This is a genomic window from Peribacillus sp. P4_C12 (genome assembly GCF_056402095.1).
In genome coordinates, this window is the sequence record NZ_JBFUIB010000001.1 from 51,889 (window position 1) to 77,991 (window position 26,103).

Here is a 26,103-nt window from a genome sequence, read left to right on the forward strand (position 1 = left end):
TGAAGGAGAGTGTGAAAGTGGCAGGAAATGTGATGCATTATTTCGCTGGAGGCAATACGGCTAAAGGTTTTTATAGTTTATATGATTCCAATCTAGCTGGCTTAGAGAAATTATTTATTTTAAAAGGCGGACCTGGTTCAGGTAAATCGACTATTATGAAAAAAATTGGCCAGGAATGGCTGGATAAAGACTATGATATCGAGTTTTTGCATTGTTCGTCGGATAATGATTCCATTGATGGGATAATTATTCCCGCCTTAAAAATCGGTCTCGTTGATGGGACTGCTCCACATGTGATTGAACCGAAAGCACCGGGAGCCATTGAGGAATACGTCAATCTAGGGGCTGCCTGGAATACTCAACAGCTGGCAGCTGAAAGAACGACAATCATACGATTTACCAATGCCAGAAGCAAGAGTTTTGAGAAGGCATATGCTCTTTTCGCAGAAGCATTAAAGATACATGATGAATGGGAAGATATTTATAAGGCGAACATTGATTTCGTTAAATTAAATGGATTAACCAATAAATTGATAGAAGGCTTTTATAGAGATATTGTTCTCAACAAAAAAGCAGATGTTCGTCACCGGTTTTTAGGTGCCGCTACGCCAGAGGGAGCAGTTGATTACATCCCGAGTATTACTAAAGGAGTGCAAAAACGCTACTTTTTAAAGGGCCGACCTGGCTCAGGGAAATCGACGATGCTGAAAAAGATTGCAAAGGCTGCGGAGAAAAGAGGATTTGATGTAGAAGTGTATCATTGCGGTTTTGATCCTGAAAGTTTGGATATGGTAATCGTCCGGGAGGCAGGAATCGCTATTTTTGACAGCACCTCTCCGCATGAATATTTCCCGAGTAGAGAGGGTGATGAAATCATTGATATTTATAAAACAGCCATCCACTCTGGAACAGATGAAATTTATGCTGATCAGATCAAGGATGTTTCCTCCAGATACCGGGCGAAAATGAATGAAGCAACTGCATGTCTTGTAAAAGCGAAAGAGCAGCATGACGCACTTGAAGCCATTTATGTAAAAGCAATGGACTTTACTGCAATTGATGACATTCAAAAGGACATTCAAGAACAAATTACTGCACGGTCAAAGACTGTGGATAGTCATACGATTTTACATTAAGGAAAAAAACTGTACCTATTCCAAATAGGTGCAGTTTTTTTATATACATAGAAGAGACAACTGAAAGATAATCATTTTTTAAATTGGCGTTAAAAAGCTCTCCCGTTTGTTATACGTGTTTATCAACTCTCTTTCGGTTAAAATAAGGGTTATATTGAAAAAAAAGGAGCGGGTTGAATTGATTAAGACGATTGCGATTGATATGGACGGAACATTATTAAACAAGATGCAAAAGGTGAGTGATGAAAATAAAGCCGCTATCCAGAGGGCGCAAAGAGAAGGAGTTGAGGTGATCATTGCTACAGGAAGATCGTACGAGGAAGCAAAGTACGCTTTAGATGAAACGGGCATTGTGTGTCCGATTATCTGTGTAAATGGGGCTGCTATTTTCACGCAGGACGGAAAAATTGCTGCTTCCAATCCGATGTCACCTGCTACTGCACAGAGTGTTGCCGAATACCTTGAAGAACAGGAAATTTATTTTGAAATTTATACGAGTCAAGGAATCTATTCTAAAGACTATGAAAACGCAATATCTGCTTTAGTGGATGTTTTTGTTACAGCTAATCCGGACATTGACCCTGTGGGGATCAGAAAATTTGCAGAGGACCGTTTACAGCTTGGACAGGTAAAGTCCGTTTCCAATTACTCAGATTTATTCAGCCACTCTGATATAGAATATTATAAAATTCTAAGCTTCTCCCAAAATTTAAGTAAATTAGACCAAATTGCTTCACAATTGAAAACTCAGGATGGGGTGACCGTCACCTCTTCAGGACGTGAAAATGTGGAAATCATGAGTGGGCAGGCGCAAAAAGGTACTGCGCTTGAAAAATATGTGACTAAAAAGTCTGCTTCGATGCAGGAAACTATGGCCATCGGAGATAATTATAATGATATATCAATGTTTGAAAGAGTGGGTTTGTCTGTCGCAATGGGAAATGCCCCGCTTGATATTCAAAAGCTTTGTGATGAAGTAACAGGTATTAATGATGATCACGGTGTTGCTACAGCTATTTTAAAGGTACTTACGCAGTCATCAGCATACTAAATATGGAACGAAAGGAGAAGAACTTTTGAAAAGATGGTGCTTATATTTTCTCATGGCCGCATTAACTTTAACTGGTTGTAACGTTAATAAAGAAGAGAACAGTAAAGCACAGCCGAGCCCTGATAAAGAAGTGTCGGAAACTCTAGGAGAGGGCCCTGAGGTGCTGTTAACGAACTTAATTGCACCTTGGTCGATTCAGAAGAATGGGGATACAATGTATGTGTCAGAGCGGACAGGTACCATCGTTCAATGGGAAAGGGGCGAGATGACGAGGCAAAAGGTTAAGCTTAAAAAGACATTGTCTGTGAAGGCCGAAGCTGGATTACTTGGATTTTTGTTAACTCCTGACTTCTCGAATAACAGGCGTGCAATTGCCTACTACACGTATGAAGAAGGCGGGAATTCTATTAATCGAATCGTTACTTTACAAAAGGATAATGATACGTGGCGGGAGTTGGAGACATTAATCGACGGAATACCAAGCGGTGACTACCATCATGGAGGTCGAATCAAGATTGGCCCGGATGATAAGGTATATGCAACAACAGGGGACGCGAGGAATCCAACAATAGCCCAGGATCTTGATTCTTTAGGTGGGAAGGTCCTACGAATGAACCTTGATGGTACCATTCCGAAAGATAATCCAATCGAAAATTCATACGTCTATTCATACGGACACCGCAACCCACAAGGCTTGGCCTGGGATGAGGCTGGACAGATGTATGAAAGTGAACATGGTGAGTCTGCTCACGATGAATTAAATAAAATTGCCCCCGGTATGAACTATGGCTGGCCAGAAATAGAGGGCGATGAACAAAAGCCGAATATGGTAAATCCATTGATACATTCCGGTGAAAATACATGGGCCCCTTCTGGAATTGCTTATGTTGACGGAAAGCTATACATTGCAACCTTAAGGGGAGAATCGCTCAAGAGCTATGATGTACAAAGCGGAAAAATGACTGATATTATCACAGATTCCGGGCGGATACGTGATGTGTTTGTGGATGAAGATTCTCTCTATTTTATAAGCAACAATACGGATGGTCGGGGAAACCCTGATGAAAAAGATGATAAGCTGTATCGCTTGCCGCTCTCTCAGATAAATTGAAAAAGGCCCTAAAAGGGCCTTTCAGTTTGTAGACAAAATGGGGTTCGGAATGGTCTCACCCCGATGATTATAAAAGACGACATGGTTATCCTTCATGAATTTTCACTTTTATATATATGGAATGAAATCCTTACTAGATTGAAGAAATTTGCGACACTCCTGCCAAATAACTGGATAGCCGAGACCCGCAGACGCTTGCTGCGAGAAGGCTTGGCAGACAGTCGGCGGAAAGGGAGCGGATTTCTGAAATCAACTGGAACGTTTTTTTGAGGGTTTGTAAATCTGATCGCTGATTTCCACTCCAGGCACTCGCTTTCCGCGGGCGGTCCGGGAGCCTCCTCGGCGCTCGCCTGCGGGGTCTCCCTTGGACACGCTTTTCCCGCAGGAGTCTCGCCTTCCGTTCCAATCAACTGGAACGTTTTTCAAATAAAAAAACTATAGGCAAACTGACTTTTCTTCGAATTTGGCTATAGTCTGGAGGGGTTCGGAATGGCCTCTTCCCGAACCATGATTATAAAACAAGACTAGGTTATACTTCATGTTTTTTATTGTTTTATGAAACCCTCATTGGATTGAAGAAATTTGCGACACTCCTGCCGAATAACTGGCTTGCCGAGACCCCGGAGGCGCTTGCGGCGAGGAGGCTTGGCAGACAGTCGGCGGAAAGGGAGCGGATTTCTGAAATCAAGCTGGAACGTTTTTCAAATAAAAAAACTGTAGGCAAACTCGCTTTTCTTCGAGTTTGTCTACAGTCTGAAAGGCCCTAAAAGGGCCTTTTTTTTGTGTGTTTTAAGAAGCATCGAACTTAGCAAATAATCAGCTTGAATACTGCTGAAGGTTTAGAGAAAAATATCAGTGCACTATTTAAGTAGTTGGGCATTTTCTTCATCTGTAGGGTAGACATTTCTAATAAATCAGCGTATAGTTACCTAGGTAACTATTTAATAGGGGGAATACCTTTGTCCTTTCATAATGGTTTTTTTCATCATAATCTGCAATTTTCAAGGTCATTTACTAAAAAGTTAAATGAACAATTGGCCAAGGTTGATCTTTTTCATTCTCAATGGTTGATTGTATATTATTTGAATCAGTATGGGTGTTCTACGCTTGTCGAAATCAGTAATTATTTAGATGTGGAGAAACCGACAGTAACTCGGACGGTCAATCGTTTAGAAGAACGTAAGTTGATTGAACAAATACCCGGAAAAGATAAGCGGGAACGGAGAATACAGTTAACTGAATCAGGTGAAAGAACCTATCAAGAAGCCAAAAAAGTAGTTGAGGAATTTGAACTTCAATTAATGAGTGGTTTGGCTGAAGAGGATCGTGAGACAACGTTACGAACTTTGCTTTTCTTAAAGGAAAAATTAAAATAATTTGGAAGGAAGAAGGATTGAAATGAATCAGAAACCGAAATTGTGGACGAAAGACTTTTTGATTGTATCGTCTGCGAACTTTTTTCTATTTTTAACATTTTATGTATTAATGGTAACATTGACCATTTACACGATGGATAACTTTCATGCATCCCAAGCGCAAGCTGGTCTTGCTTCAAGTATTTTCGTCCTAGGGGCTGTACTTGTAAGGCCGATTGCAGGGAAAAAGATTGACCAGATTGGCCGCAGAAGAATGTTGCTTGGATCATTGATCTTATTTCTAATATCATCCATTGGCTATTTTCTAGTAGATAGTTTATCACTTTTGTTAATTGATCGATTAATTCACGGTATCTCTTTTGGCCTTGCTACTACAGCAACGGGAACGATTGCAGCAGATATTATTCCGAATGAACGACGTGGTGAAGGAACAGGTTACTTTGCCATGAGCACAAACTTGGCAATGGCATTTGGGCCGTTTATTGGATTATTGATTACACAGCATTTTAGTTATTCCATTATTTTCTATGCTGCATCTTTATTTGCTGCATTCTCTTTAGTTGCTTCATTATTTATGCATGTACCTGAGGGGGAAAAAGAACGAGTATCTCAACAAAAAGGCTTTAAAATTGGCGATTACTTTGAAAAAAGAGCTTTACCTATTTCTATTTTTATTGGATTTGCCGGTTTTACGTATTCGAGCATCTTGTCCTATTTAACATCCTTTGCAAAGGAACTAAATTTAATGGACGCGGCGAGCTTTTTCTTTGTAGTGTTTGCTATATTCCTTTTGGTGTCACGTCCCTTTACAGGGCGTATGTTTGATGTGAAAGGTGAAAATGCAGTTATTTATCCATCGCTCCTACTATTTGCGGTGGGTATGGTCATTCTTAGCCAAGCCCATCATGGAATCACCCTCCTAATAGCTGGCGCATTAATCGGAGTGGGATATGGTACTTTCCAATCAAGCTGTCAGGCGATTTCAATTAAGGAGGCCCCATCAAACCGAATGGGATTAGCAACTTCTACGTACTTTACAATGTATGATTTTGGTATTGGTGTAGGTCCATTCCTACTTGGATTCCTCATTCCTTTTACCGGGTTCCAAGGGTTATTTATAGGCATGTCCATTTTGTCATTTGTTCTCATAGTCATTTACTATTTAGCACATGGTAAAAAGGCTTCTGCAAGAAAGAAAATGCAATCTGAAGAGCGGTTTTCTGCTTAATTTTCTGCATTTTCCTGTTTAAAAACAAAAAAAATGGGGATGCTTATATTATGATTGATTTTCCAAGTAATCCCCCTTTTCTCCGCCTGTTATATACAGGCGTTTTTTTTATGTTATAACAAAAAAAACCGCCAAATTGGCGGGTTCAAAATTTATAGGTCCATAATCGTTCTTTACGGATCCAGTCAAGAAAGTCAGCATCTTGGTTTTCGAATTTTTCTTTCCAGTCGACCACCATCGCCTCCGTTTGCGAACGGTGTGCTGTAAATGTATCTACCTTTTTGTTTTCGACGGCAGAGATATCATGGACGATGTCAGGTTGTCCTAAATCGTCGATGCAGTTATTGGAGAAAGCGACACAGTGAAGTTTAGGTCTCTCTTTTTCTTCGATTCTTTCCACAGCTCGGACCACAGCTCGTGCAGTTGCTTCATGATCTGGATGAACGCTGTATCCTGGGTAAAACGTAATGATTAATGAAGGATTAAGTTCATTAATGGCATCTGTAAATAAAGAAGTCAGCTTTTCATCATCTTCAAATTCGATGGTTTTATCACGCAAACCGAGCATACGTAAATCTTGGATACCAATCGCGTTTGCAGCATCGATTAATTCCTTTTTACGAATTTTAGGAAGCGATTCTCTTGTTGCAAAAGGAGGATTTCCTAAATTCCGTCCCATCTCTCCTAGTGTTAAGCATAGGTAGGTAACGGGGGTGCCTGCTTCTCTATGTAAAGCAAGCGTTCCAGAAACCGAGAAGGCTTCATCATCAGGATGTGGGAAAATAACTAATACATGGCGTTCTTTTTCCAAGGTATATTTCTCCTTCCGTTCTACTTACAGTGAGTATAGTTTTCTGCCAATTGGGGCGTGCATGGCGGATTTTTGACACCTGCAGCAAGATTGTAATTATTCAAAGGGAGTAGAACTAATTTGCATGGAAACAGCAAGTTTTCCGGTAAAATCAAGCCCTGCCAGTAGCAATCTCCCATGTTCATCAATTTCGAAGTGGTTTACTCCTTCAGCGTATACCCAGCCAATATTGAGCTTTAAGCCGATACGATAGGGTCCGTCTCCAACTATCTTCCCATGTTCATACTGTATAAAAGCATTACGGATATAAGCGCCTGCCGAAAAAAAAGCTTCATCTACATGAGTGGCATAGGCGCCGTTGGTTGTTTCAAGGTGAAGATATACATCTTGTCCTGCAAAAGAATCGATAGCATTCTGCACCTCTGTACGGTCTATAGGTTTCATTCTACAATTTCCTCCTTAACTGGGCGGCTAGATAAGCATTTCCTTCTTTCTATTTTACTAAATATAAACTAAAAAAGCGAAAAAGGCCGCTCAATGATTTTGAGCGGGCCCTTATTTTTAATTAATTATTTTGTTTTTTCAGCAACCCCGTATTTATGGTATGCACCATGATTGACAGGACCTACATAGTCATTCATCTTCCAAGAATGACGAACAGCTTCGGTTATGAAGTCTTTTGAAACATGAATCGCCTCGCGCGGACTTTTACCTTCAGCCAATTGAGCTGCAATAGCTGCTGAAGATGAACAGCCGGCACCGTGTGTATTGGTTGTTTCAATTTTTTCAGATTCAAGAATCTCAAATTCTTTTCCATCATATAAAAGGTCGATAGCTTTGTCATGATTCAGCTTATTTCCACCTTTGATTAAGACATATTTCGCACCAAGTGCATGAATTTTTTCAGCTGCACTCTTCATATCATCAATCGTCTTGATTGGCGATGTGCCTGCTAATTGGGCAGCTTCGAAAAGGTTCGGTGTAACTACTGTTGCACGTGGAACAAGTAGGTCACGAAGTGCTACAGCTGTTTCTGGATGCAATACTTCATCTTCACCCTTACAAACCATTACTGGATCAATTACGACTTTGTCTAATTTCAACTCGTCAATTTTACGGGCAACAAGTTCAATGATTTCGACTGATCCAAGCATTCCTGTTTTCATAGCATCGATACCGATTGATAAAATCGTCTCGATTTGGGCTTCTAAAATCTCAACCGGTGTAGGGAATACATTATGAGACCAGCCGTTTTTAGGATCCATCGTAACGATAGTCGTTAAAGCGGACATTCCGTAAACACCGAATTCTTGAAATGTCTTTAAATCAGCTTGAAGACCTGCGCCGCCGCTGGAATCAGAACCAGCAACTGTCATAGCTCTTTTCATAGTCATTATGTGACCTCCTCAGGAGAATTGTATCGATATTATCAGCATACCAGGTAATATCCTGTTTTTAGAATATACCAAAATTTCTATTATGTAAAACTTAGTTGTCACTCTAAATGAGTACCTTTTTGAGAGACATGGAGAGGCTTCGAATAAACACGTTTTAATTGAAAAAATATTATCGGAAATTATGAACCAATGAACGAAATTTAAGAGATTAGGCAGTGTGAAATTCCTGGGTGTTAGGGTTTGGTTTATATAAAAAATAGGCTATATTCTATTTTTTAATTAACAAGCAAAGTTTGTGAAAGTGTCATTATTTTCGAAGTTGATTTAAAATATGGATACATTGAAAACTTCTTTAAAGGATATATTCCTTATAGCGTTACCATTAGATGCGAGGTTAATCCCGAAATAGGAAGGGGGGAATCAGATGGAATGCACAATGCTGCTTTTAGCAGGCGGGAAATCTAGCCGTATGGGTGTGAATAAAGCTCTGTTGAAGATAGGCGAGGACGTGAATATCTCAAGAGTGGCTTCCGAGCTGAAAAAAGTTTCGGAAAAAATTCTAGTCATTACGAATACATCTGAAGATTATCGATTTCTTCACCTTCCGCTAATTCCCGATTTACATAAAGATCGAGGCCCCCTTGGAGGACTACATGCAGGAATGTCCTACTCAAAAACAGAGCTGCAGTTTCTTACGGCCTGTGATATGCCTTTTGTGAGTGCAGAAGCAATAAATGAAATTATTTCCTATTATGAGCCTGATCTAGATGCCATCATCCCTGAAATCAACGGCAGGCTTCAGCCGCTTCTCGCTGTTTACCATAAAAGGTGCCTACCTGTACTGACGGATTGTTTAGTGAAACAGGAATTGAAAATGAGGATCTTTTTAGAAAAGATTTCGGTGAAAATTATTAAGGAAACTGACTTTGAGCTATATCATAAGAATCCTAAGCGTTTTCAACGCCTGTTTTTCAATATGAATACGAGAGAAGATTATCAAGAGGCAGGGCATATTAATCAAACTGAATTTTTAATAAAGGATGGTAGCCATGAACTATGACATTTCTAAAGAACCGATTGTCATCCAGAAAGTGATTGATAAAGTAGTCAATCGTAATGCGGGTGCTGTCACGACCTTTATTGGTACAGTAAGGGAAATGACGAAGGGTAAAAAGACTTTATTCTTAATTTACGAAGCATATAAACCGATGGCAATTAAGAAACTAGAGCAAATCGGCTCCGAAATCAAGGAGCGTTGGCCTGATGCAGAAACGGCGATTACCCATCGCGTAGGTAAATTGGAAATCACGGATATCGCCGTTGTTATCGCTGTTAGTACTCCACATCGAAATGATGCCTATGAGGCAAATCGATATGCGATTGAAAGAATTAAAGAAATTGTCCCAATTTGGAAAAAAGAACATTGGGAGGATGGGGAAACATGGGTTGGTAATCAATTGGAAACTGTTCCTTATCCGAAAGGAAAACCAGAAGAGGTGGATATAGATGATTAATGTACTCTTATTTGCTCAATTAAAAGATGAATTAGGAAAAGAAGCTCTTTCTATAGAAGGAAATGGAATGAGTGTGGCTCAGCTAAAAGGGAAAATGAAGATTGAATTTCAATTGGAGGGTCTTGAAACCGTGATGACAGCGGTTAATGAAGAATTTGCCGACGATGAAACGATTTTATCTGATGGAGATACAGTAGCCTTTATTCCACCTGTTAGTGGAGGCTGATTAGATCAGATAGGAGGGAATCATAGTGAACGAGCGATATTCAAGACAGACCTTATTTTCACCCATTGGTGAAGGGGGACAGGTGAAAATTCAACAGAAGCATGTATTACTTCTCGGGGCCGGAGCACTGGGATCTGCTAACGCTGAAGCTTTGACTCGCGCTGGTGTAGGTAAGCTGACTATTGTGGACAGGGATTATGTCGAGACCAGTAATTTACAACGACAACAGCTGTATACTGAACAGGACGTTGAAGAAAAGCTGCCAAAAGCTGAAGCGGCAAAACGCCATTTGCATGCTATCAATCATGAAGTAGAAGTAAAGGCGGTCATAATGGATGCAACCGCGCAGACTCTGGAACCACTGCTAGGTCATGTTGATTTGATAATGGATGCTACTGACAACTTTGAAACACGGATGATTATCAATGATCTGTCACAAAAGCTTCAAATTCCGTGGATTTATGGGGCCTGTGTAGGTAGTGTTGGAATGACAATGACAATCCTGCCTGGACAGACGCCTTGTTTGCACTGTTTGCTAAAAACTATTCCGATTCAAGGAATGACCTGTGATACAGGTGGGATTATTTCACCGGCTGTAACGATGGTGGTGGCACATCAAATAGCCGAAGCCTTAAAAATTCTCGTTGAGGATTGGGAATCAGTTCGTCCTTCGCTCGTTACTTTTGATTTGTGGCGGAATCAATACCAAACTGTTAGATTAACAAAAGTGAAAAAGAAGGATTGTCTTTCTTGCGGAGATCAGCGGACATATCCATTTTTAACCTTGGAAAACGCGACGAAAACAGCGGTTCTTTGCGGAAGAGATACAGTACAGGTCAGACCGCCAAAACCATTGAAACTTCAACTAGAGAAGTTGGCCAAAGACTTGAACGGAAGTGGTTATTTGGTAAAGGTTAATCCATTTCTTCTCTCTTGTGAAAAGAATGGTGAACGGATGGTTGTTTTCCAAGATGGTCGGGCATTGGTTCACGGTACGAAGAACATGGTCCATGCAAAGGCCATGTACCAAAGTATTCTGGGATAACAAATGTAAAAAGCGAGGCTGCCGGTAGAGGCGCCTCGCTTTTTTATAGAATGCTATATAGGGTAATGTATAAAGATTGATTAGAATTAGTGAGTAATACCGTCTTTATTATCTTGTTTTGATGCAACGATGACGACTTTTCCTTCATCAAGTACTTCCTCATAACGTTCTGCTTCCATATCACTAAGTCCAAGATTGCTCATTCGATTACGAAGTTCGTCTCCACGTGATTTAAAGAGATTTCCAACAGTATCGAGGAAGCCTTGTTCTTTCATGCCAACATCTTCTGTATTCGTGTTCTCGGTAAGATGCTTCGAACGAGTTTTGTCATGGGCAAACAAATATACATCATCCTTTGTATACCCGAATGTAACTAATTCATCAATTTTTTCCTTTGCTTGCAATCCGTTTTCTACAACATGTACTTGATACATATAAACTCCTCCTTGAATTTTAGTGTAAGACTTTCTTAAATTAGGTAAATAGTATCTTGCTTATCTTAGTTGTTGATTAGCTATAGTAGTATATAACCTTATTTGGACATGGATAAACATTTTGCAATGGAATAATGATAATAATATTTAGTATGTGGTGAAACGGAACACCTTTTGTAATCGGTAGGTTAAATATTTGAAAACAGGTAATTTATCCTGATATTCACTATAATCCGCAGTGTATATTCCGTCTTGATTTTTCCAAAGTCTTTGAAAATAGTTATCGACATCCTGGGTGACTTCGGCATCATTCGGAGCGTGGATTTCAACATTGGCTTCGAGGTTATAGTCATCTAGATTGCGTGCAGTGTAATTAGCCGATCCTCCAATAATAATCATTTCATCTGCGTTTTGAATCATCATCAACTTTGTATGAAACTGTTCTTTATCTGTTTTGTACCAACGAATCGAGATGTTTTCATCACCCAGCTTTTCGAATTCAGCAGCAACTGGAAGATTAGGGAGCCCGATTTTCTCACTTCCAAATGCATTTTGATTCGGATCTAATATCATTTGAATTTTCACGTTTCGTTTAGCTGCATCTGTTAAGGCCTCGACAACATGGCGATCGGCAATATAAAACATGGCAAGCTGGATTTGGTCGCCTTTCTCCGTTTCCTTAATTGCTTTAAGAACATGTTTATTGATTTTTCCCTCTGTTAGTAACTGTACAGAAATCGGCCCTTTATCGACAGAGGCCTCCTTGAATTCTGGAAATGCCTTCGGACCCCCTGAGAATTTCGAAGCAGCTTCTTCTGCTTTAACAAAATCACCGATGATATTTCCATCCATCTGGAAGGCGATATTGGAGTGGAATCCGCTCGCGTCATGAGGGTTTGCTGATGAAATAATGGCCGTCTTTTCTGTAGCGATCACTTTCCTGTGATTGGCTTTGATATTCATCAATCTAAGATAAGAGCGCACGGTGACTTTTGGAGCGCTTTTGGCCATTGGGTTCACAATCCAACCTTTTCCGCTTTCGCCAAACCATTGGAAGAAGGTCCTGTACACACCTGAATAGAGCGGGTTTGGATCCCGTAGCCGATCTAAGTTGGTTACAATAACATCAATGTCATTTTGCTTCAGGGTTTCCAGTGCCTCTAATTGGTAGGCATTATAGGTAGTATTTACTTCATCAGTAATGAACATAATCTGGAGCTTAGGTTTCTTTTTCTTCTGGGCAACCAGTTTATCCGTTAGAGTCTCAGTTAACTTTGGAAAGTTTATCTTTTCATCATAAAAATTATTAAACAAAAACATATCGATTACGATAAAAGAATTAGCCTCTTCGATAGCTTGATTGATGGTTTGGAAGATTCGCTGTTCATGTTGCGGATTTCCCTTTTTATCGTGATAAGACAGGTCATAAATAAAATCAATATCCTCGACATGATGAATCTTTCCTTCATAAGAAATGCCATCAGGCAAGGGCTTGTAGCTGTTATAGATAATCACGAATGTAATGACGATTAAAATACTAACAAGCAGATAAAATCGTTTTCTTTTGTACCACTTTTTCATAGGGAATCCTCCAACATGGTTAGATTGCTTGCTAACTACCTATTTCCCCAATTAGGGGGTATATAGAAACATAAATCGTAATCTATGTGAAAAAGGGTAAGAAAATGAGTTTGATATAATAGTATAAAAAGAAGAAAGGGGCTATGGCAGATGGCAAAGCAGATATTAACAAATGATTGGTGGCCTCTGTTGGAAGAGGAATTCAAAAAAAATTATTACCAAGAGCTAAGGGAGTTTATAAAACAAGAGTACAGTCAGCATGTCATTCATCCGAATCAGGATGATATTTTCAATGCACTTCAATTTACTTCATATAAAAAGGTAAAGGTTGTCATTCTTGGTCAGGACCCTTATCATGGACCGGACCAAGCACATGGCCTTAGTTTTTCCGTGAAGCCGGAGGTGCGTATTCCGCCTTCTCTAAGAAATATTTTTAAAGAGTTACAAAGTGATCTAGGTTGTGAGGTTCCGGATAATGGTTCCCTTGTTGAATGGGCAGACCAGGGTGTACTTCTGTTGAATACCGTCTTGACTGTGCGTGAGGGAGAAGCCCATTCACACAGAGGAAAGGGATGGGAGATCTTTACGAATCAAGTTATCCGCTTGCTGAATGACCGACAAAAACCGGTTGTTTTTATCTTGTGGGGGAGGCCGGCTCAAACTAAAATCCCTTTGATCGATGAAAGCCGTCATAAGATCATTACGTCCGTCCATCCTAGCCCATTGTCGGCGACCCGAGGTTTCTTTGGTAGCAAGCCGTTTTCTAAAACAAATCAATTGCTGAAGGAAATGGGGGAATCCCCAATTGATTGGAAAATCTCGAATCGTTGATGTGGAGAAGAAAATTGAACGGGTAAATTGTATGGCGTGCAGGCATTTTTATGTAACTTGGGATCCTAATTTTCCAAAAGGCTGCCGTGCTTTTCAATTTAAAACGTTAAACCAACCATCTCTTGATGTTTTTCGTTCTTCCGGACAGCTTTGCATGAAGTTTGAATCCAAGCTGTTAAAAAAGTAGATCAGTATGCAAGGATGTTTTCTTCACCTCAAATTTTTGCTATGCTAGGGATGAAGGTTTTGACATGTATGTAGACGAGGTGGTAAAGGTGGATATTTCATCAAAACGAATGTTAGATAAAATGGAAGAGCTTGTCTTGAAAGCGAAACAGGCAAATTCAGAGGATAAGTTGCAGGGGTATGTAATTGCCATTCAGTCTCTATGTGAAGTAATGGTGGATGAAAAAGCCGGAAACATCAGCATCCCAAAGCCAATCACATTGACCCAGCCTGTTATGTCATCTGTATCCAATGTAGAGCCGGTTAAAATGGATGAAGCAAATGGCGCATCCTTATTCGATTTTTAAATTAAATAAAGAGGGGCGAAGAAAAAGTGAAACTGTTTATCATTTTAGGAGCATTGAATGGTTTTATTGCCGTAGCGCTAGGTGCATTCGGAGCGCACGGACTGGAAGGGAAAATTCCTGATAAATATTTAGCAACATGGCAGACGGCTGTCGATTATCAAATGTTTCATGCAGCGGGTTTATTAGTGATTGGTTTGTTGGCGGGAAAGATCTCAAGCCCGCTAATTAATTGGTCAGGCTGGCTTATGCTGATAGGAATTATCCTGTTTTCCGGAAGCTTATTCGTTCTTAGTGTTACTCAAATCAAAGTGCTGGGAGCCATTACACCAATTGGTGGGGTTTCATTCTTGGTTGCTTGGGTTCTAATGATCATTGCTGCATATAAATACTTATAAAAAAAGCTGACCTTTTTCTAGGTCAGCTTTTTTTTCATCATGGATGAAAAATGAATTATCCAGGTTATTTTCATATAAAAAACAGGCTCAAAATCACAAGAATTTGAGCCTGTTTCTTAGAACATTAAAGCTTTCTTCACCTTGGCGAATACGTGGCAAGCCCAGCGCCTCCAAATGGATATTCATACTCAATTTCTTCGTCAAAGGTAATGTAATCTAAGTATACCATCGGGATTAAGTAACGTTTTCCTGTTTGCGGGTCGCTTATGATTAAGTGGTCGCGTCCCGCAGCTTCGATAATTCCTTTGAAGATCTTTGCATTCCACTCCTTGTTGTTTTCAAACGTCGTATAAACGGTCGCCAATTTCCCTTTATTTAGACGTAGGATGTTCTCGATATACGATGCCTCGACTGGAAGCATGCCAGGTACCTGTGGTCCGGATGTGGGAGCATTCATCGGCATAGGTATTTGCTGAGGCGTGCCTGCTTTAGTGGGCTGCTGTGGCTGGTATGATGGTTGTTGGTAAGCCTGCTGCTGGAAATTTTGTTGCGGGTAAGGAGCCTGTTGTCGCAGGTCAGACTCATTATTTTCATAGGGGTAATATGGGCTTCCTCCGTACGGATAATTACCATAAGGGTTATTTTGTGACATTACATTCCCTCCTAAATTCAAGGTTTATTTGATTTTGTGGAATTTGGACAATCCGAGTGCGTGGGCTGGAAGAAACAGTGCGATTTATAGCGACCGGTATTGTATTGGTTATACCACTGTTCTTGACAATCCCCGGGTGGCTTAAAAAACCACAATGAATTTTAAGCGATACATAACGGTTGCCTTTAATGATTTACGGGTAAAGTCAAATCCTCTTGACGGACTAGTAAATAGAAGTAAAGTTCCTTCACCTCGCTGGAGTTAGGCGTTGCCTTGGTCAATATTCCTTAAGTTTAATAAACCTGTGAAAAAATAAATTCATCACTATTGAAAATGTATGGGATGTGTCATAGATTTATTCCACAGCCGGGGAAATAAAAGGAGGGTTTCAAAAAGTAAAAAGCTTCCGGATGATCCGGAAGCTCATGTCTTATACGTATAAGAAAGAGGGTACGCTTTCTTCTGGAAGGATATTCCCTACAAAGAAAGAACCGAACGCAGCGTAGCGTGCGCTTACTTCATCAAAACGCATTTCATAGATTAACTTTTTAAATTGAAGGACATCATCTGCAAATAGCGTAACGCCCCACTCATAATCGTCAAAGCCGACAGAACCGGAAATGATTTGTTTTACTTTACCGGCATAACTGCGGCCAATCAAACCATGTGAACGCATTAAGCCCTTGCGTTCTTCCATAGAAAGCATGTACCAGTTATCATCACCTTCACGACGCTTGTCCATTGGGTAGAAGCATACATGCTTCGCTTGTGGAAGAATCGGATAAAGTCTTGAACGTACATGAGGGTTTTGGTAAGGATCCTCATCATCTCCACCTGCTAGGTAATTACTTAATTCCACTACAGAAACGTAGGAATAAGCTGGGATTGTATATTCGGCAAGTTTCGTTTTATTGAATTCGTTTTCAATTGCATTCAATTCTTCCATTGTTGGGCGGGCAAACATAAGCATGAAGTCCGCTTTTTGGCCAACGATGGAATAGAGGGCATGACTGCCTTCATTATTGCTTTGAGTCGTATTCCATTTATCCAGTAAACCTTGGAATTCTGAGATAGCTAATTGGCGTTCGTCACTTGATAACGTTTTCCAAGAAGCCCAATCAATCAGACGGAAGTCATGTAAACAATACCAGCCGTCAAGTGTTTGTGCTGCTTCACTCATTGCGATCACTCCTAAGTCTTAGTATATCTTTAATATAACATAGTTTAAGTATAAGGAAATTTATATCAGTCCGCAAACACCGTTACTGTTCTTCGGTGTTCAAACAAATTTCATATTTGCCGATTTCATGATGGTGACCAAAGTGGCTGGAATTTACCTAGCTGCTAGAGTATTCTTAAAAGAAGACGAAAATGGAAGTTTTGCTGAATGGTTGATATAGAAATAACAAGAGCAGCGTACATAAAAGGAGGATGCGGTAGTGAGTGATTTATTTGAAATATTAGAATCGAAAATTACAGAGCATAATTTAAAAATCGTCTTTCCAGAAGGATTGGATGAACGCATTTTGGGAGCTGCAGGCAGGCTTGCCAAAGCTAAACTAGTAACGCCTGTATTGATTGGCGATATCGAGTTGATTCAAGAGAAAGCTAGGGAATTAAAAATTTCTCTTGAATCCATTGAAATATATGACCCGAAGAATTATATCATGATGGATGAAATGGTCGAAGCGTTTGTAAAGGTACGAAATGGTAAGGCGTCTGAAGAACAAGCCCGTGAAACCCTATTGGATGAGAATTATTTTGGAACAATGCTTGTTCATATTAAACAGGCACATGGCATGGTGAGTGGCGCAACTCATTCAACAGCTGATACGGTCCGTCCTGCTCTACGAATCATTAAAACAAAGCCAGGTATTCAAAAAACATCAGGTGCCTTTATTATGGTCCGTGGCGAGGAAAAGTACGTGTTTGCTGATTGTGCAATTAATATTAACCCTGATTCCCAGGACCTGGCAGAAATCGCCGTAGAAAGTGCGAAGACGGCCCTTATGTTCGATATCGAACCGCGTGTGGCGATGCTGAGTTTTTCGACAAAAGGATCGGCAAAATCTTCGGAGACTCAGAAAGTCGTTGATGCTGTCAAATTGGCAAAAGAAATGGACCCTCAAATTCTTCTTGATGGAGAATTTCAATTTGATGCGGCCTTTGTTCCGTCGGTCGCTAGACAAAAAGCACCGGATTCTCCTATTCAAGGAGATGCTAATGTTTTTATTTTTCCAAGTCTTGAGGCAGGAAACATTAGCTATAAAATGGTACAGCGCCTGGGTGGCTTCGAAGCGGTCGGCCCGATCCTACAGGGACTTAACCGTCCTGTAAATGATCTTTCAAGGGGATGCAGTGAAGAGGATGTATATAAATTAGCTGTTATCACAGCTGCACAGGGCTTAGTGGCCCAATATCAATAAGTCATGTCATGAAGGATAAAAAGTAGAGGGAGATTTATATGTGTAAAACAGATTCATTGTTAAAGCAGCAAGAGTGGCGGGTTATTGATCAATCATCCGTCGGTCCTCAGTTTCCTGCTCTAGAGTCCTTTGCTATGGATGATACGTTTTGTGCTTCCGTAGGGTCTGGTAAATCAATGGCCGTAGCAAGAGCGTGGGTACACCATCAGACGGTTGTGCTTGGTATTCAGGATACGAAGCTGCCTTTTCTTAAAAAAGGTGTGGATTATTTAAAAGAACACGATTTCCAGGCCATTGTACGGAATTCTGGAGGGCTTGCAGTTGTGCTGGATGAGGGAGTTCTTAATTTATCGCTCATTTTCCCCGAAAATGAGCGGAAAATTGAAATCAATCGTGGATATGATGCGATGTGGGAGCTTGTTCAATTGATGTTTGCTGATTTCGAAGTCGAAATGGAGGCAAGGGAAATCACCGGTTCATATTGCCCAGGAAGCTATGATTTAAGTATAAATGGGAGAAAGTTTGCCGGTATATCTCAGCGTCGGATTCGCAATGGTGTAGCGGTGCAAATTTACTTGTGCGTCAATGGAAGCGGTGCAGAGCGAGCCAGTCTTGTGAAGGGTTTTTACGAAGCCGCTAAAGGAGATGCAGAAACAAAATTTACTTATCCTGATATCATGCCATCTGTAATGGCTTCCCTTTCAGAACTATTAGACGTGCGATTGAGCGTACAGGACGTAATGCTTAGATTCCTGCATGTATTGAAGGAACATAGCGGTAGGATCTTCTCCGATTCTCTTTCAGTGGAAGAATGGCCGTTATACGAAGCTTACTTAACAAGAGTGGTAGAACGTAATGATAAGGTATTTGATTCATTAAAAGAAGACTGATATGAAAAAGCTGTTTCTGTAAGTTGGAAACAGCTTTTTCACATTTCAATATGATTTTATTATTCACTGAAACTGTTAAAGGAACAGAGATTGGAAACCAAAGTAAAATCAGATAGGCCGCGTCTTTAGTCCTTTCAACTATTATCACTTGAAGCCATGAAAAAAAGAGCCTTTTTTAGACTCTCTTTTTCGATCTGAGGTAACCTATGGTTGGCCTTTACCATGTGTTTGATCTGTAAGCAGAACCCCACATTATTTTAATTACTCAGCCATTTTTTCTAAATTGCCATTTCGGTCCATTTTGAACTTTGTTGCTGGCCGTTCCTCTTCCTCTAATAAGACCAGCTTTCTTGCTCGATTCATGATATTCATCAAAGTCTCATAATCTTCCTGCATCAAGCCGCTGTTCTGCTCTAGATGGCTTATCTTATTTTCAAGATCTTCATTTCGTTTTTTCAGGCCTTTAATTTCGAGCTTCAATCTTTCATTTTCGGTTTTTAATACTTCAGCCTGAAGCATTCGGCCGTTCATAGATTCTAAATAGGCTATAATCGTATCAAGGTTCATAGTCTTTTCTAGTGTTACTGGTATGTTCTGTTGCTTTGGCATGAAAGCTTCAGCCACAACGAATTCTTCTGCTGTTTCATAATTAGTAGTTTCTACTTCGGATTCTAACTCTAGTTCCTCTTCTTGTAGGTGAGGAACCATAATATCAGTAATCGTTGGAGACGGCGGTGTATAAAGAAGCCGTTTTTTCCCTCCTTGATCTTTTCCAAGAATCCTTTGGCGCTGCTTGCGCTGCTTTTTAGCAAGGGAAAGAGCTTTATCATAATTATGGCGGACGACTGCATTCCAACGGAACCCGCAAGCGGCAGAGGTGCGGTTTAACTTGTCCCCAACCTCCTCAAAAGCATTCAGCTGAGTGCTGCCTTCCCGCACATGGCGCAATACCGTTTCTGCTAAAAGCAAATCATCTTCTTCTGTCCAGGCATCTTGACGAACCTTCATTTCTACATACTCCCTTTCTGGTAACTTTTAAAATAAATAACTATATAAAATATCGTGTGGCAATGATTTATGGGGTGTTCTACTAGCATTTTGGACAAAATCTGGATTTTTTATACAAAAAGGTTGAAAGGATACTAGTTTTTTGTAATTTTAGGGAAAATAAAGGATGCACTGACTCAGAAATCATTAATTACACCATTTCCTTTTGGCTGGACTTCCCTTTTCACATCCATCTAACCCTCTTGATATTAATAGGTAGAAACGGTAAAATACCCTTTAGTTATGTAAATGGGATGAAAAATAGTTTGTCATAGAAAGGATGGTGACCGAAGGATGTCCAATGAATTCAGAGTGTGTGATGACTGCTTGGCGGTAAATATTAAAACGTTAATTCCCCGTCTGGAAAAGCTTGATCCCGATGCGAAAATTGAAATTGGCTGTCAATCCTATTGCGGTCCAGGCAGAAAGAAATCATTTGCCTTTGTCAATAACCGTCCAGTTGCAGCTCCAACGGAAGACGAGTTACTAGATAAAATTAATAAAAAACTAAAGTAGAATTCATGATAGATAATTAGGGTAGATTGACTACTTTTGATAAATGAAACACGCCATTCATCACCCAGATTCAACAAACTGCGGTGATTTTTTATTTCCTTATTTTCGATACGCAAATCGATAAAAACTTCCGTTTTCTTACAAAATGGTCCCTCTTGCTATCAAGGGGTGAGTTAGGGTTTTTTGTCAAAACACGCTATAATGAAAGCATTGAGAATATGAAAAAGAGGGTAGTTCATGGGATATTCCGGCGAAAAATTACAGGAAGAAAAAGTATTCAAAGACCCGGTGCACCGATATATACATGTTCGTGACCGGGTTATATGGGATTTAATTGGGACGAAGGAATTCCAACGTCTTCGTAGAATCAAGCAACTGGGGACGACTTATTTAACTTTTCACGGTGCGGAACATAGTCGACTCAGCCATTCGCTTGGGGTATATGAGATTGTCCGGAGAATCGTTGATGATGTTTTCGAAGGCAGACCGGAATGGAAACCGGAGGAACGGCTACTTTCTCTATGTGCGGCACTTCTGCATGATTTAGGACATGGTCCATTCTCTCATTCTTTTGAAAAGGTGTTTGACCTAGATCACGAGCAATTCACCCAACAGATAATTGTGGGTGATACAGAAGTGAATAAAATCCTGCTCAAAGTAGGTCATGATTTTCCTAAAAAAGTGGCAGAGGTTATTGCAAAAACGTATAAAGGCAAATTAGTAGTCAGCCTGATTTCGAGTCAGATTGATGCCGATAGAATGGATTATTTGCAACGGGATGCATACTTTACTGGGGTAAGTTATGGACATTTTGATATGGAACGGCTTTTGAGGGTAATGCGGCCTCGTGAAGAGCATGCCGTCATTAAGCAAAGTGGGATGCATGCGGTGGAAGACTATATTATGAGCCGTTACCAAATGTATTGGCAGGTTTATTTCCATCCAGTGACGAGGAGTGCGGAAGTCATTCTTACCAAAATATTACACAGAGCGAAGCATTTATATGAATCCGGCTATGAGTTTGCTCAGGAACCTCACCATTTTTATTCTCTGTTTAAGGGAGAAGTAACGTTAGCAGACTATTTGAAAATGGATGAAGCTGTGATGCTCTATTATTTTGGAGCATGGGAAGAGGAAAATGATGCGATATTAAAGGATTTATGCACTCGCTTCGTTAACCGTAAACTATTTAAATATGTAGAATTTCATCCATCTAATAGTCAGATGAACAGATTAATGGAGTTAAGAACATTATTTAAGAAGGCAGGAATCGATCCGGATTATTATCTCGTCGTCGATTCCTCATCCGATTTGCCGTATGATTTTTACCGACCAGGTGAGGAAGAGGAGAGACTACCGATTCACTTGTTGAAAAATAATGGGGAAATCCGTGAATTGTCACGTGAATCTGAAATAGTCGATGCAATTTCGGGGAAAAGAAGAACGGATCATAAATTGTATTATCCATCCGATTTATTGCGCGATGAATCAACGAAGAAAAATATTAAAAAACAAATTCGTAAGCTTTTGGAGCTTTCGGATTAAAGTGGTACATTTTTGGTGAGGAGTGACGAGCCTTGTTTAAGGATCATGCAAACATTATCAATGCGATTTCTACTGCCGGTGAAATTTCAGGTCGGAAAAAACTGCAAAAAATTGTGTATATCGCGAAGAAGCTGTCCTTTCCGTTTCATGAAAAGTTTCAGTTTCACTTTTACGGACCGTATTCGGAGGAGTTGACCTTACGAATTGAAGAGCTTTGCGATATGGGTTACTTGAATGAAGTAAGAGAAAAAAAAGCAGGTTATTACCAGTACTGTTATTCTATAACGGATGCTGGACAGGATTTCCTATCCATACAGGAAGTGGAGATGCCCGCTCTTGAAGCTTGCTTACTGGATATGAACGAACAAAATGCCCGTTTTTTGGAGCTTGTTTCGACGGTGCTTTACTTCGATACATTGGAAAAAGAAGAGGTTATCGAAAAGATCTTTACATTGAAAAGTAAGCAAAAATATACGCTTGAAGAAATTGATGAAGCATATGTATATATTGATCAATTAAAAACAAAAGCTAAGCCGAATTGATGGCTTAGCTTTTCCTAATTATGTAAATCTATTGGTCGCTTTTGCGGACGCCTGCTACTGCTAAATGATTTTTTGTCATTTCTTCAATGAAAATCGTTACAGCTTCAGCTGGTGCTCCAGTCGTTTCCGTAACCGCTGCGGTTACTTTTTCAACTAAAGCCTTTTTTTGCTCGTCCGTACGGCCTTCAAGCATTTTGACTGTTACATATGGCATATTCTTTCCCCCCTTTCCCCTTATGTTGTAGTGTTTCACATTGGAAATGGAATTGCAAGATACTGAAATCAGAGTTTTTTCACTTCTTGGTCTTTTGTTGTATACTAACGGTAATATATATTGGGGGAGAAGCTATTTATGCAATTCTTGGAGCAAATAGAACGGTTTTTGGCTTATAGTTTGGAACAACTTCCATATGTCATTGTGTCACTGTTAATCGCATTTACGGTTCATGAATTTTCCCATGCTTATGTAGCCTATAAGTTCGGTGACCCGACTGCAAAGAATGAAGGAAGAGTCACATTGAATCCGATTCAGCATTTGGATCCGATAGGAACACTGCTGATATTGATAGCCGGATTTGGTTGGGCAAGACCTGTCCCGGTCAATCGTTTTCATTTTAAGAATCCAAAATTGGCAGGAGTACTCGTCTCTTTTGCCGGTCCGTTCAGTAATTTGCTTGTTGCAATTTTGGGTTTTTTAATTTTTTACGGGTTACTTGCGTCAGGCGTTGGACCTGATTTACCTTTTTTCGTCGAGCCATTCTTAAGTATGCTCATAAACTTAAATATCCTTTTATTTGTATTTAATCTGATACCGCTACCACCGCTCGATGGTTATAGGATCGTACAAGATCTTGTTTCAGCAGACTTACGGGCAAAAATGACCCAGTATGAACAATATGGCTCCCTGATTTTTTTGATTCTGATTATCACTCCTCTGAGTCATTATACAATTAGGCCCATTTTGGATACTATCGTGCCGTTTGTAGGTGGCACCTTGAGTCAATTTTTTTCACTTTTGTTTTTTTAACTGATAAGGAATGACAAACAATAAAGGGGGATATAAACATGGAAGAACAACCAAAGAAAAAGGTAGGGTTTAATATTATTAAAAACGATCCGATGAAAGGACATAGCGGATATGGGGCTGGGGTTTTGACGCTCGATAATATTTCTCCGGTCATCATTGATGTTGACGCGGGCGAAGCCGAGGTCGATATTGGGGCGATGCATGCGAGAAGTGCAGTGGAAAAAGGAATCAAATTTTTAAAGACTAAGGAAGAGGTCCCGAATGCCAAACTTTACTGGCTTGTTTGGGTGACTATTGAAGCCACTCAAAATGGTCCACATTATGCAGGTGTGACAGCTTGTGAAATGATGGTCGATCGTTCAATTAGACGCGGGTACAAATCCCTTCCGGAGCATGTTAACCGGATGGATAAATCGCTAAAACGACATATCATCGTTGACGACATGGATGACAAATCAAAGCGGATACTTGCGGACTTCCTGAAAAACCATGATGCAGGCATGTGGGAACGCTCATCAGCCCAGCTCAAGCAGTCATTGACGGTTTGAATGTGATTTAATGTATTAATGTATGAAATTTGAAGTTTAGTGAAAAATGCACTTGTAGGAAACAGATAAAATCAGTAAACTTAAAGACAGCAGTTTAGACACTGTGGAACTAGGACAGAAAAACCCCGAAGCCGCTACCGGCTTCGGGGTTTTTCGTTATCCCCATGGCTTTAATACTTTTTTGTACCATGGAGTCTTTTGTTCTTCTTCCTTCGGAGTACGTTTTGAATTCTTGCCCTTGAAGTGCTCTACACAGTACTCGACTGGCTCAGTTCCTTTAACATAGTAGGTCAACCTCGAAGCAGGACAGGCCTTCGTTGCCAATTTACCGCTTTCAGGATTCACATAAACTCCGATTACATTTTCCGTTTCCTTAAACGATTTTGGGGGTTGTCCTTGAAGGCCTTTTTCCATATAGGAAGCCCAAATCTTCTTCGCATAGCTTTTTTCAGCTGGAATTTCGATTTTCTTTCCTTGATCATAACCCGTCCAAACTCCGGCAACAAGTTGCGGTGTGTAGCCAATCATCCAGCTATCTGTAGAGGTGGAGCCAGACTTTCCAGCGTATGGGCGTGTCAACTGAGAACTGATTGTGCTGCCAGTCACTTTCGTATAGCCATTTAAAGTTTCATCAAAAACCCCGGTAAGCATCTCGGTCATTACAAAGGCTTTATCCGCATCCAGAATCTGTTCCGCTTTCTTAGTATGGTCAAAAATTACTTCGCCTTTTTGATTTTCAACTCTTTTGATAAAGATGGGTTCAACTTTTTTACCACCGTTAGCCAGAATGCTGTAGGCATTAACCATTTCAATGGCTCGAACACCTGAAGTGCCAAGTGCTAGAGATGGAACAGCATCCATTTTCGATGTGATGCCGAACCTATGCGCCGTATCTACCAAAGATTGCTCACCAAGGAACAAATGCGTTTTTACGGCAAAGATATTGTCCGATAAAGCAATGGCCTGAGCCAATGTGATTTCGCCTTCCGCATATTGATGATTGTAATTGTGCGGCGTGTAAGAAGAGTGACCATCATCAAAAGAAAACGTAGTTGTCTCACTTTTCAAGGTGGTAGATGGTGTAAAACCATTTTCCAGTGCTGAATAGTAGAGCAATGGCTTCATCGTAGAACCAGGCTGGCGAACGGCCTGTGTGGCACGATTAAACGGTGATTCTGTGTAATTTTTACCGCCGACTAATGCACGGACTTCCCCTGTGCCCGGATCCATTGCGACTATAGAAGCTTGAATGCCTGAGGACTTGGGTATGGTAGTAGAAAGAACCTCTTCGGCAATGTCCTGTTGTTTTTCATCAAGAGTCGTATAAACCTTAAGCCCCCCCAGTTCAATCGTCCTGTCATCTATATGAAGCTGAGATTTTAAAGCCTGCTTAACAGCATCCTGGAAATAAGGGGCTGTTTTATTGGTTACAGTCCCGTGCTCGCCTTTTAATGTAAGAGCTGTTTGCAAGGCTTTATCCATATTTGCTTCTGAAATGTAGTTTTTGTTTTTCATGGCTTGCAGGACAATTTGTTGCCTTGATTTTGCTTTTTCCAAGTTATCCAATGGAGAGTAGTTGGACGGCCCTTTAGGTATCCCGGCTAGCATGCTCGCTTCTGAAAGAGTTAAATCCTTGGCATCTTTGCCAAAGTAATATTGACTTGCGGCCTGAGCTCCATAGGCGCCATGACCGTAGTAAATCGTATTTAGATAGCCTTCTAGAATTTCCTTTTTGGAATAGTTCATTTCCAGCCGTATCGTATAAAAGGCTTCATTAAACTTTCGCGTCCAAGTTTTGTCATGGCCGAGAAACAGATTCCTGGCATACTGCTGGGTAATCGTGCTTGCGCCTTGGACCTTCGACCTTGCACGAATATCGGCAAGGATAGCTCCGCCGATTCGTTTTATATCAAAGCCTTTATGAGTGTAAAATTGTCGATCCTCAACCGCAACAGTAGCCTTGATAAGCTGTGGAGAAATCGATTCCATTCCAGCCCAATAACGTTTCTGGCCATTATCGGTTTCACCAATCACATTTCCGCTATCACTATAATAGAGAGTGGACTGTGGCACAACCAAAGGCGGCGGACCTAATATTTTTGCATACACCAGTAAAGAGAGAAGCAATACAAAGAGTATTGTAAGTCCGATTGTGGCAAGAATAATAAAGGCCCGCACATATTTAGTTGTCCTTTTAAATCGTTCGCTTGGAATTAACTCCAATTGCTTTCACCTCTCTTT

31 protein-coding genes are annotated in these 26,103 nt (G+C 40.4%); 21 read left to right on the forward strand and 10 right to left on the reverse strand.

The window, feature by feature from the left end:
- The first annotated feature begins 17 nt into the window (after positions 1–17).
- The 6 genes from AC1DUW_RS00265 to AC1DUW_RS00290 all read left to right on the forward strand — a co-directional run bounded on the left by AC1DUW_RS00265 (position 18) and on the right by AC1DUW_RS00290 (position 5,902).
- Positions 18–1,136 carry a PRK06851 family protein gene (locus AC1DUW_RS00265; RefSeq protein WP_053348413.1) on the forward strand — a complete coding sequence of 373 codons (1,119 nt, stop codon included), beginning with the start codon at positions 18–20 and terminating at the stop codon, positions 1,134–1,136.
- Positions 1,137–1,314: 178 nt separating this feature from the next.
- Positions 1,315–2,187: a Cof-type HAD-IIB family hydrolase gene (locus AC1DUW_RS00270; protein WP_053348414.1), complete on the forward strand. Its 873-nt coding sequence runs from the start codon at positions 1,315–1,317 to the stop codon at positions 2,185–2,187.
- Positions 2,188–2,212: 25 nt separating this feature from the next.
- Positions 2,213–3,298, forward strand: a complete 1,086-nt coding sequence (locus tag AC1DUW_RS00275; protein ID WP_053348415.1) for a PQQ-dependent sugar dehydrogenase — start codon at positions 2,213–2,215, stop codon at positions 3,296–3,298.
- A gap of 63 nt (positions 3,299–3,361) precedes the next feature.
- The gene (locus AC1DUW_RS00280; RefSeq protein ID WP_477641775.1) at positions 3,362–3,568 is read left to right on the forward strand and encodes a hypothetical protein; all 207 of its coding nucleotides are present in this window, start codon (positions 3,362–3,364) and stop codon (positions 3,566–3,568) included.
- Positions 3,569–4,257: 689 nt separating this feature from the next.
- Entirely contained in the window at positions 4,258–4,674 is a 417-nt protein-coding gene (locus tag AC1DUW_RS00285; protein WP_056524067.1) for a MarR family winged helix-turn-helix transcriptional regulator, read from the forward strand.
- Between the two features lie 22 nt (positions 4,675–4,696).
- Positions 4,697–5,902 (forward strand): MFS transporter, encoded by a 1,206-nt coding sequence (locus tag AC1DUW_RS00290; protein ID WP_053348851.1) that lies wholly within the window; start codon positions 4,697–4,699, stop codon positions 5,900–5,902.
- 145 nt (positions 5,903–6,047) lie between these two features.
- Here the strand turns inward: AC1DUW_RS00290 and bshB2 are convergent, their stop codons facing one another.
- From bshB2 to pdxK, 3 genes are all read right to left on the reverse strand, one after another.
- Positions 6,048–6,713, reverse strand: coding sequence for a bacillithiol biosynthesis deacetylase BshB2 (gene bshB2, locus AC1DUW_RS00295; protein ID WP_053348416.1), 666 nt, complete (start codon positions 6,711–6,713; stop codon positions 6,048–6,050).
- A 96-nt stretch (positions 6,714–6,809) separates the two neighbouring features.
- The gene (locus AC1DUW_RS00300) at positions 6,810–7,157 is read right to left on the reverse strand and encodes a YojF family protein (RefSeq protein WP_053348417.1); all 348 of its coding nucleotides are present in this window, start codon (positions 7,155–7,157) and stop codon (positions 6,810–6,812) included.
- A gap of 125 nt (positions 7,158–7,282) precedes the next feature.
- Entirely contained in the window at positions 7,283–8,107 is an 825-nt protein-coding gene (pdxK, locus tag AC1DUW_RS00305) for a pyridoxine/pyridoxal/pyridoxamine kinase (RefSeq protein ID WP_477641776.1), read from the reverse strand.
- A gap of 427 nt (positions 8,108–8,534) precedes the next feature.
- Between pdxK and mobA the strand changes: the two genes are divergently transcribed.
- From mobA to AC1DUW_RS00325, 4 genes are read left to right on the forward strand one after another with little or no spacing between them, the layout of a single operon-like run.
- Positions 8,535–9,170, forward strand: a complete 636-nt coding sequence (mobA, locus tag AC1DUW_RS00310) for a molybdenum cofactor guanylyltransferase (protein ID WP_477641777.1) — start codon at positions 8,535–8,537, stop codon at positions 9,168–9,170.
- On the forward strand, positions 9,160–9,624 hold the full coding sequence (locus tag AC1DUW_RS00315) for a molybdenum cofactor biosynthesis protein MoaE (RefSeq protein WP_477641778.1): 465 nt from the start codon (positions 9,160–9,162) through the stop codon (positions 9,622–9,624). The genes mobA and AC1DUW_RS00315 overlap by 11 nt, the downstream gene beginning before the upstream one ends.
- Positions 9,617–9,850 carry a molybdopterin converting factor subunit 1 gene (gene moaD, locus AC1DUW_RS00320; RefSeq protein ID WP_053348420.1) on the forward strand — a complete coding sequence of 78 codons (234 nt, stop codon included), beginning with the start codon at positions 9,617–9,619 and terminating at the stop codon, positions 9,848–9,850. The genes AC1DUW_RS00315 and moaD overlap by 8 nt, the downstream gene beginning before the upstream one ends.
- A 25-nt stretch (positions 9,851–9,875) precedes the next feature.
- Complete coding sequence (locus AC1DUW_RS00325) at positions 9,876–10,895, forward strand: thiazole biosynthesis adenylyltransferase ThiF (RefSeq protein ID WP_477641779.1); 1,020 nt, start codon at positions 9,876–9,878, stop codon at positions 10,893–10,895.
- An 86-nt stretch (positions 10,896–10,981) separates the two neighbouring features.
- Here the strand turns inward: AC1DUW_RS00325 and AC1DUW_RS00330 are convergent, their stop codons facing one another.
- Together AC1DUW_RS00330 and AC1DUW_RS00335 are read right to left on the reverse strand one after the other, a co-directional pair.
- Positions 10,982–11,329, reverse strand: coding sequence for a YflT domain-containing protein (locus AC1DUW_RS00330; protein WP_053348422.1), 348 nt, complete (start codon positions 11,327–11,329; stop codon positions 10,982–10,984).
- 147 nt (positions 11,330–11,476) lie between these two features.
- Positions 11,477–12,910, reverse strand: a complete 1,434-nt coding sequence (locus tag AC1DUW_RS00335; protein ID WP_477641780.1) for a phospholipase D family protein — start codon at positions 12,908–12,910, stop codon at positions 11,477–11,479.
- 150 nt (positions 12,911–13,060) lie between these two features.
- Here AC1DUW_RS00335 and AC1DUW_RS00340 point away from each other — a divergent pair, with 150 nt between their 5' ends.
- From AC1DUW_RS00340 to AC1DUW_RS00355, 4 genes are all read left to right on the forward strand, one after another.
- Positions 13,061–13,741: a uracil-DNA glycosylase gene (locus tag AC1DUW_RS00340; protein ID WP_053348424.1), complete on the forward strand. Its 681-nt coding sequence runs from the start codon at positions 13,061–13,063 to the stop codon at positions 13,739–13,741.
- Complete coding sequence (locus AC1DUW_RS00345) at positions 13,716–13,928, forward strand: hypothetical protein (protein WP_053348425.1); 213 nt, start codon at positions 13,716–13,718, stop codon at positions 13,926–13,928. Before AC1DUW_RS00340 ends, AC1DUW_RS00345 begins: the two co-directional genes overlap by 26 nt.
- A 64-nt stretch (positions 13,929–13,992) precedes the next feature.
- On the forward strand, positions 13,993–14,274 hold the full coding sequence (locus tag AC1DUW_RS00350) for a YwdI family protein (protein WP_289709872.1): 282 nt from the start codon (positions 13,993–13,995) through the stop codon (positions 14,272–14,274).
- Positions 14,275–14,300: 26 nt separating this feature from the next.
- Positions 14,301–14,669 carry a DUF423 domain-containing protein gene (locus tag AC1DUW_RS00355; RefSeq protein WP_053348427.1) on the forward strand — a complete coding sequence of 123 codons (369 nt, stop codon included), beginning with the start codon at positions 14,301–14,303 and terminating at the stop codon, positions 14,667–14,669.
- A gap of 136 nt (positions 14,670–14,805) precedes the next feature.
- Here AC1DUW_RS00355 and gerQ read toward each other — a convergent pair whose 3' ends face one another.
- Both gerQ and hemQ read right to left on the reverse strand, forming a co-directional pair.
- The gene (gene gerQ / locus AC1DUW_RS00360; RefSeq protein WP_082612735.1) at positions 14,806–15,321 is read right to left on the reverse strand and encodes a spore coat protein GerQ; all 516 of its coding nucleotides are present in this window, start codon (positions 15,319–15,321) and stop codon (positions 14,806–14,808) included.
- A gap of 430 nt (positions 15,322–15,751) precedes the next feature.
- Positions 15,752–16,501: a hydrogen peroxide-dependent heme synthase gene (hemQ, locus tag AC1DUW_RS00365; RefSeq protein WP_053348428.1), complete on the reverse strand. Its 750-nt coding sequence runs from the start codon at positions 16,499–16,501 to the stop codon at positions 15,752–15,754.
- Between the two features lie 259 nt (positions 16,502–16,760).
- Between hemQ and pta the strand changes: the two genes are divergently transcribed.
- Together pta and lipL are read left to right on the forward strand one after the other, a co-directional pair.
- Complete coding sequence (gene pta, locus AC1DUW_RS00370; protein WP_477641781.1) at positions 16,761–17,747, forward strand: phosphate acetyltransferase; 987 nt, start codon at positions 16,761–16,763, stop codon at positions 17,745–17,747.
- A 38-nt stretch (positions 17,748–17,785) separates the two neighbouring features.
- The gene (lipL, locus tag AC1DUW_RS00375) at positions 17,786–18,637 is read left to right on the forward strand and encodes an octanoyl-[GcvH]:protein N-octanoyltransferase (protein WP_053348430.1); all 852 of its coding nucleotides are present in this window, start codon (positions 17,786–17,788) and stop codon (positions 18,635–18,637) included.
- Positions 18,638–18,898: 261 nt separating this feature from the next.
- Here lipL and AC1DUW_RS00380 read toward each other — a convergent pair whose 3' ends face one another.
- Positions 18,899–19,645, reverse strand: a complete 747-nt coding sequence (locus AC1DUW_RS00380; protein WP_053348431.1) for an RsfA family transcriptional regulator — start codon at positions 19,643–19,645, stop codon at positions 18,899–18,901.
- A gap of 333 nt (positions 19,646–19,978) precedes the next feature.
- Between AC1DUW_RS00380 and AC1DUW_RS00385 the strand changes: the two genes are divergently transcribed.
- From AC1DUW_RS00385 to AC1DUW_RS00395, 3 genes are all read left to right on the forward strand, one after another.
- Complete coding sequence (locus AC1DUW_RS00385) at positions 19,979–20,200, forward strand: YuzB family protein (protein WP_053348432.1); 222 nt, start codon at positions 19,979–19,981, stop codon at positions 20,198–20,200.
- A 237-nt stretch (positions 20,201–20,437) separates the two neighbouring features.
- Positions 20,438–21,745 (forward strand): HD domain-containing protein, encoded by a 1,308-nt coding sequence (locus AC1DUW_RS00390; protein WP_477641782.1) that lies wholly within the window; start codon positions 20,438–20,440, stop codon positions 21,743–21,745.
- 32 nt (positions 21,746–21,777) lie between these two features.
- On the forward strand, positions 21,778–22,287 hold the full coding sequence (locus AC1DUW_RS00395) for a YwgA family protein (protein ID WP_053348434.1): 510 nt from the start codon (positions 21,778–21,780) through the stop codon (positions 22,285–22,287).
- A 28-nt stretch (positions 22,288–22,315) separates the two neighbouring features.
- On the opposite strand, the gene AC1DUW_RS00400 is transcribed toward AC1DUW_RS00395, so the two are convergent.
- Positions 22,316–22,501, reverse strand: a complete 186-nt coding sequence (locus tag AC1DUW_RS00400) for a 2-hydroxymuconate tautomerase (RefSeq protein ID WP_053348435.1) — start codon at positions 22,499–22,501, stop codon at positions 22,316–22,318.
- Positions 22,502–22,639: 138 nt separating this feature from the next.
- Between AC1DUW_RS00400 and AC1DUW_RS00405 the strand changes: the two genes are divergently transcribed.
- Together AC1DUW_RS00405 and AC1DUW_RS00410 are read left to right on the forward strand one after the other, a co-directional pair.
- The gene (locus AC1DUW_RS00405) at positions 22,640–23,314 is read left to right on the forward strand and encodes a site-2 protease family protein (protein WP_477641783.1); all 675 of its coding nucleotides are present in this window, start codon (positions 22,640–22,642) and stop codon (positions 23,312–23,314) included.
- Between the two features lie 38 nt (positions 23,315–23,352).
- Positions 23,353–23,862, forward strand: coding sequence for a YwhD family protein (locus AC1DUW_RS00410; protein WP_379146396.1), 510 nt, complete (start codon positions 23,353–23,355; stop codon positions 23,860–23,862).
- 156 nt (positions 23,863–24,018) lie between these two features.
- Here AC1DUW_RS00410 and AC1DUW_RS00415 read toward each other — a convergent pair whose 3' ends face one another.
- The gene (locus AC1DUW_RS00415; protein ID WP_053348437.1) at positions 24,019–26,085 is read right to left on the reverse strand and encodes a transglycosylase domain-containing protein; all 2,067 of its coding nucleotides are present in this window, start codon (positions 26,083–26,085) and stop codon (positions 24,019–24,021) included.
- Between the last annotated feature and the right edge of the window lie 18 nt (positions 26,086–26,103).

Excerpts from the sequence above, each read along its gene's own strand:
- AC1DUW_RS00280 (WP_477641775.1), top strand. The coding sequence starts at position 3,362 with ATGATTATAAAAGACGACATGGTTATCCTTCATGAATTTTCACTTTTA.
- AC1DUW_RS00290 (WP_053348851.1), top strand. The coding sequence starts at position 4,697 with ATGAATCAGAAACCGAAATTGTGGACGAAAGACTTTTTGATTGTATCG.
- AC1DUW_RS00300 (WP_053348417.1), bottom strand. The coding sequence starts at position 7,157 with ATGAAACCTATAGACCGTACAGAGGTGCAGAATGCTATCGATTCTTTT.
- pdxK (WP_477641776.1), bottom strand. The coding sequence starts at position 8,107 with ATGACTATGAAAAGAGCTATGACAGTTGCTGGTTCTGATTCCAGCGGC.
- mobA (WP_477641777.1), top strand. The coding sequence starts at position 8,535 with ATGGAATGCACAATGCTGCTTTTAGCAGGCGGGAAATCTAGCCGTATG.
- AC1DUW_RS00315 (WP_477641778.1), top strand. The coding sequence starts at position 9,160 with ATGAACTATGACATTTCTAAAGAACCGATTGTCATCCAGAAAGTGATT.
- moaD (WP_053348420.1), top strand. The coding sequence starts at position 9,617 with ATGATTAATGTACTCTTATTTGCTCAATTAAAAGATGAATTAGGAAAA.
- AC1DUW_RS00330 (WP_053348422.1), bottom strand. The coding sequence starts at position 11,329 with ATGTATCAAGTACATGTTGTAGAAAACGGATTGCAAGCAAAGGAAAAA.
- AC1DUW_RS00335 (WP_477641780.1), bottom strand. The coding sequence starts at position 12,910 with ATGAAAAAGTGGTACAAAAGAAAACGATTTTATCTGCTTGTTAGTATT.
- AC1DUW_RS00340 (WP_053348424.1), top strand. The coding sequence starts at position 13,061 with ATGGCAAAGCAGATATTAACAAATGATTGGTGGCCTCTGTTGGAAGAG.
- AC1DUW_RS00350 (WP_289709872.1), top strand. The coding sequence starts at position 13,993 with ATGTATGTAGACGAGGTGGTAAAGGTGGATATTTCATCAAAACGAATG.
- gerQ (WP_082612735.1), bottom strand. The coding sequence starts at position 15,321 with ATGTCACAAAATAACCCTTATGGTAATTATCCGTACGGAGGAAGCCCA.
- hemQ (WP_053348428.1), bottom strand. The coding sequence starts at position 16,501 with ATGAGTGAAGCAGCACAAACACTTGACGGCTGGTATTGTTTACATGAC.
- lipL (WP_053348430.1), top strand. The coding sequence starts at position 17,786 with ATGTGTAAAACAGATTCATTGTTAAAGCAGCAAGAGTGGCGGGTTATT.
- AC1DUW_RS00380 (WP_053348431.1), bottom strand. The coding sequence starts at position 19,645 with ATGAAGGTTCGTCAAGATGCCTGGACAGAAGAAGATGATTTGCTTTTA.
- AC1DUW_RS00385 (WP_053348432.1), top strand. The coding sequence starts at position 19,979 with ATGTCCAATGAATTCAGAGTGTGTGATGACTGCTTGGCGGTAAATATT.
- AC1DUW_RS00390 (WP_477641782.1), top strand. The coding sequence starts at position 20,438 with ATGGGATATTCCGGCGAAAAATTACAGGAAGAAAAAGTATTCAAAGAC.
- AC1DUW_RS00400 (WP_053348435.1), bottom strand. The coding sequence starts at position 22,501 with ATGCCATATGTAACAGTCAAAATGCTTGAAGGCCGTACGGACGAGCAA.
- AC1DUW_RS00405 (WP_477641783.1), top strand. The coding sequence starts at position 22,640 with ATGCAATTCTTGGAGCAAATAGAACGGTTTTTGGCTTATAGTTTGGAA.
- AC1DUW_RS00410 (WP_379146396.1), top strand. The coding sequence starts at position 23,353 with ATGGAAGAACAACCAAAGAAAAAGGTAGGGTTTAATATTATTAAAAAC.